The following is a 4411-nucleotide window of genomic DNA, read 5'->3' as shown; positions in this document are numbered from 1 at the left end:
GTCGGCCGGTACGCCGCCGAACTCGCCGGCCTGCCCTCCCACGAACTCGCGCAGCTTATCCGCCAGCTCGACGACCAGATGCACGAGGCGGCGAAGGAGCTGCAGTTCGAGCTGGCCGCCCGGCTGCGCGACGAGATCGCCGAGCTGAAGAAGGAGCTGCGTGGCATGGGCGCCGCCGGCGTGCAGTGATGCCTTGAGCGCCGGCCTGCCACGATCAGCCGGCTGGGGCGGCGGTGTCCGTGCCGCTGGCGGCAGCATCCGCGCCGCTGGCGACGGTCTCGGCCTCGGCTGCGGCCTTGGCGTCGCGGCGGGCCAGCAGGTCCTGCCAGACCTCCTCGATGCGGGCGTCGAGGTCGTCCAGGCTCCCGCCGTTGTCCACCACGATGTCGGCGGCGGCCCGGCGCTGGGAGTCCGTGGCCTGGTTCGCCATCCGCGCCAGCGCCTGGTCGCGGGGCAGGCCGCGGCCCTCGAGGCGGTGCAGCCGCACCTCCCGCGGCGCCTCGACGACCAGCACCACGTCGTAGGTGCCTTCGGCGTGCACCTCGACGAGCAGCGGGATGTCGTGCACGGCGATCCCGCTCGGTGACACCTCCCCCATGCGCCGCGCCGTCTCCTCGCGGATCAGCGGATGGACGATCGCTTCGAGCCGGCCGCGGGCGGCGGGATCGGCGAACACGATCCGGCCGAGCGCCTCGCGGTCCAAACCGCCGTCCGCGTTCGCCAGTTCGGTGCCGAACTCCGCCAGGACCGCGGCGAGCCCCGGGGTGCCGGGCGCCACCACGTCCCGGGCGACCTGGTCGGCGTCGATCAGCAAGGCGCCCCGGGCCGCGAGGCACGCTGACACCGCGCTCTTGCCTGAACCAATGCCACCCGTCAGACCTACTGTGAACACATCGTCGAGTCTGCCAGCTCCCGGAGCCAGCCACCCAGCCGGTCCGCCCGGCTGCGCCCTCGCGTACTTGGCAGCTCGCGTACTTGGCAGACTGTGCGGATGGAGGTTGCCCCGGTCGCGCACCGGCTCTGGCCGGCCCTGCTCACCGGCACGCTGCTCGGTCTCGGCGCCCTCGGCCTCGCGCTGGCACCGGCGCTCGCCGGTTCGGCACCGTTGCTGCTCGTTGCGCTGCGACCCACGTGGGCGATCCTGCTGCTGGTCGGCGGCACGGTGCCGTTCGTTCCCGCCCTGCTGATCGCCGCGTTCTTCCGCGGGCTGATCGACGTCGGCTACTTCGGTCTGGCCCGCAACAACATCCGCTCGGTGCTCCTACGGCGTATCAGCACCGGCCGCGCCGTGGCGGCGCTGTCCCGCCGCGGCACCCAGCGCCCGCTGCTGTGGTTCTGCCTGCTGAACACCAACGCGGCGGTGGACGCGGCGCTCGGCGCCGGCGACGTCCCGCTGCGCCGGTTCCTGCGCTTCCTGGTTCCCGGCTCCCTGCTGTCCTCGGCCCTCTACCTGACGGCGGCGCGCGCCGTGACGCCATGGATGCGCGGCGTTGTCACCTGGCTCGACGAGAACATGACCTTCCTGATCCTCGGCAGCCTCACGTTGGCGATCATCCAGCTGGGGGCGCGGACGCTCCTGCGCCGTCGGGGTCGGCTCCGCACTGCATCCGGTTCCCCGCCCGGCCCATCGCCCGGCCCATCGCCCGGCCGGCATCGCGGATAGGGTGGTAACGGAACGTTTCCGGCTAGCCAGAAGAAGGCGGTGGACCGGCACTCTCTGGACATCCTGTGTCGCAGGTAGCAAGGTCGGTGACTCCGGGGTCATCCGCGGCCGTCGACGCCCGCGGGAATCCACCGGCGATCATCTCACGCTACGGAGTCGACGATGCCCTGCCCCCGCCACGCCCTGCCCTGCCCTGCCCTGCGCGATCCCACCCCACATCCTCGAACGCATTGTCCGCAACGGCACCGAGGAGCAGCGTTCCCGGGCCCTGTCCACCCTGCTCCAGGACACCTCTCATCGCACCATCCGGGTGCACAACGCCCTGATGCGCTCGACGCGGCGCGGTGCCGTCCCACCGCGCCCGGCGCCCGAGAGCGGCCCGCGGCGTACCGTCAGCGACGCGGGCGGCACCGAGATCCTGCCGGGTGCGATGGTTCGCGAGGAGGGTGGCGCCGCGATCGACGACGCGGCGGTCAACGAGGCCTACGACGGCCTGGGCTCGACGTTCGCGTTCTACTCCGACGTCCTGGGCCGGAGCTCCATCGATGACGAGGGGATGGCTCTGCTCGCCACCGTGCACTACGGCGACCACTACGAGAACGCCTTCTGGAACGGCCGCCAGATGGTGTTCGGCGACGGCGACGGCGAGCTGTTCAAGCGTTTCACGGCGTCGCTCGACATCATCGGTCATGAACTGACCCATGGCGTCACCGAGGACGAGGCGGCGCTGATGTATGTGAACCAGTCCGGCGCGCTCAACGAGTCGATCAGCGACGTCTTCGGTTCCCTGGTGAAGCAGTACGTCCGCGGCCAGACCACCGAGCAGGCCGACTGGCTGATCGGCGACGAGCTGCTCACAGACGCCGTCCAAGGCGCCGCGCTGCGGTCGATGAAGGCCCCCGGGACCGCCTACGACGATCCGGTACTCGGCGACGACATCCAGCCGGACCACATGGACCGCTACGTCCGGATGACCGCCGACAACGGCGGCGTCCACATCAACTCGGGCATCCCGAACAAGGCGTTCTACCTCGCCGCGACGGCTCTCGGCGGATACGCTTGGGAGAAGGCCGGCCGCATCTGGTATGAGACCCTGCGCGCACCGCAGATCCGGCCGGACACGACGTTCCGCGCATTCGCCTCGGTGACCGTGCACCAGGCCGGCCTGCTGTTCGGTGCGGACGCGCGGAAGGCCGTCTCCGAGGCGTGGCAGGCCGTCGGCATCGTCGTCCGCGCAGCCGGGTAATTCGGACCATCACGCCCGGCGACATCGAACGTCACCGCCCGGGACCACCTTGCCCGCCTTCGCGGCCCGGGCCCGCAGCAGCTCGCGGACGCGCTCCGCCGGCAGCGGAGGCGAGATCGCCTCTCCCTGCAGCAGATCGCAGCCGAAGTCGACCATCATCGTCAGGATCCGTTCGTCCTCGATGCCCTCACCGACGACCCGCAGCCCCAGGCGATGTCCCAGATCGAGCACGGAACGCACGATCGCGGCGTCGGGCAGGCTCCCCCGGACGTCCGTGACGAACCCCCGGTCGATCTTGACCTCGTCAAACGGCAACGTCTTGAGGATCTCCATCGAGCTATACCCGGTGCCGAAGTCGTCGAGGGAGAGCGCCACGCCGTGGGAGCGCAACTGACCCAGCATCGTCGCCGCACGCGCGGGCTGGGTGACCAGGGCGCTCTCGGTGATCTCCAGGGTGAGGACGTCGGGGGCCAGCCGGTGCGCGGCGATCGAGTCCGAGACCACCCGGGGAAGATCGTCGAGCACCAGCATCCGGGGGGAGAGATTGACCGACACCGGCAGGTGCAGGCCCCCCGCGTCCCAGGCGGCGCACTGCCGCAGTGCCTCGTCGAGAACCCACCGGGTCAGGTCCGCGATCAGGGGGGACCGCTCGGCGATCGGCAGGAACTCGCCGGGGGGGAGCAGCCCACGGCTCGGATGTCGCCACCGCAGCAACGCCTCGGCACCGACGATCCCACCGGTCCGAGCTGACTGGACCGGCTGGTAGTACAGGACGAGCTCGTCGCGGCCGATCGCGGCGCGCAACTGGGCGTTCAACGCGATCTCCTCGGGCCGCACCCCGGCGATGCCGGCATCCCACAGGCCCACGCTCTCCCCGACCCGCTTGGCCCGCAGCAGGGCCGCATCGGCACAGCTCATCAGGGTGGCCATGGTCGCGCCGTCGCGGGGGGCCACCGCGATGCCCACCGAGGCGTCCACCTCGACGTCGACCCCGCAGACCTGAAAGGGCCCCTGGATCTGGCGGAGGACCCGCCGGCCCAAGGTGCGCCGCCGCCCGGCGGCTATGGCCGCGGGCAGGGGGCTGCGGACGGCCGGCGCGCCCGACGGGCCGAGGGAGACGGGTGAAGCAGATGAGGTGGATGAGGGGGGTGAGGCAGATGAGACGGGCGGCGCCGGGATGATCTCGGGTCCGCGGAACACCAGCGCGAACTCGTCCCCGCCGGCCCGACCGACGAACACCGGCCTCGGAGTCAGGGTCGGCAACGTCTCAGCGATCATCCTCAGCAGCTGGTCCCCGCCGAGGTGACCGAGCGCATCGTTGACCTCGTGAAACCGGTTGAGGTCCACCAGGACGAGGACAGCCTCGTTCCCCGCGGCATTGATCTTCGCAACGGCGGACTGCCCGATTTCCATCGTCCCGCCCCGGTTGGCCAGGCGGGTGAGGGGATCGGAACGGTTCTGCAGCAGGCCCTCACGGAACAGGGCCTTCGCCACCGCGCCCA

At 71.2% G+C, this 4411-nt stretch carries 5 protein-coding genes; 3 read left to right on the top strand and 2 right to left on the bottom strand.

Features of this window, described 5'->3' with window-relative positions:
- A partial coding sequence (locus tag AC08ON_RS02505; RefSeq protein WP_476616381.1) for a UvrB/UvrC motif-containing protein occupies positions 1–189 on the top strand: 189 nt, incomplete at its 5' end.
- A gap of 25 nt (positions 190–214) precedes the next feature.
- Here the strand turns inward: AC08ON_RS02505 and coaE are convergent.
- Positions 215–892 (bottom strand): dephospho-CoA kinase, encoded by a 678-nt coding sequence (coaE, locus tag AC08ON_RS02500; RefSeq protein WP_476606269.1) that lies wholly within the window; start codon positions 890–892, stop codon positions 215–217.
- Positions 893–991: 99 nt separating this feature from the next.
- Here coaE and AC08ON_RS02495 point away from each other — a divergent pair, with 99 nt between their 5' ends.
- Positions 992–1663 (top strand): hypothetical protein, encoded by a 672-nt coding sequence (locus AC08ON_RS02495; RefSeq protein ID WP_476616380.1) that lies wholly within the window; start codon positions 992–994, stop codon positions 1661–1663.
- 1 nt (position 1664) lies between these two features.
- On the top strand, positions 1665–2909 hold the full coding sequence (locus AC08ON_RS02490; protein ID WP_476606271.1) for a M4 family metallopeptidase: 1245 nt from the start codon (positions 1665–1667) through the stop codon (positions 2907–2909).
- Positions 2910–2918: 9 nt separating this feature from the next.
- Here AC08ON_RS02490 and AC08ON_RS02485 read toward each other — a convergent pair.
- The coding region (locus AC08ON_RS02485; RefSeq protein ID WP_476616379.1) for a putative bifunctional diguanylate cyclase/phosphodiesterase at positions 2919–4411 on the bottom strand (1493 nt) is incomplete at its 5' end.

The organism is Frankia sp. CoWAU3, from assembly GCF_977971855.1.
The sequence above is the reverse complement of the archived record's forward strand: the minus strand, read 5'-3'. Positions and strand labels throughout refer to the sequence as shown.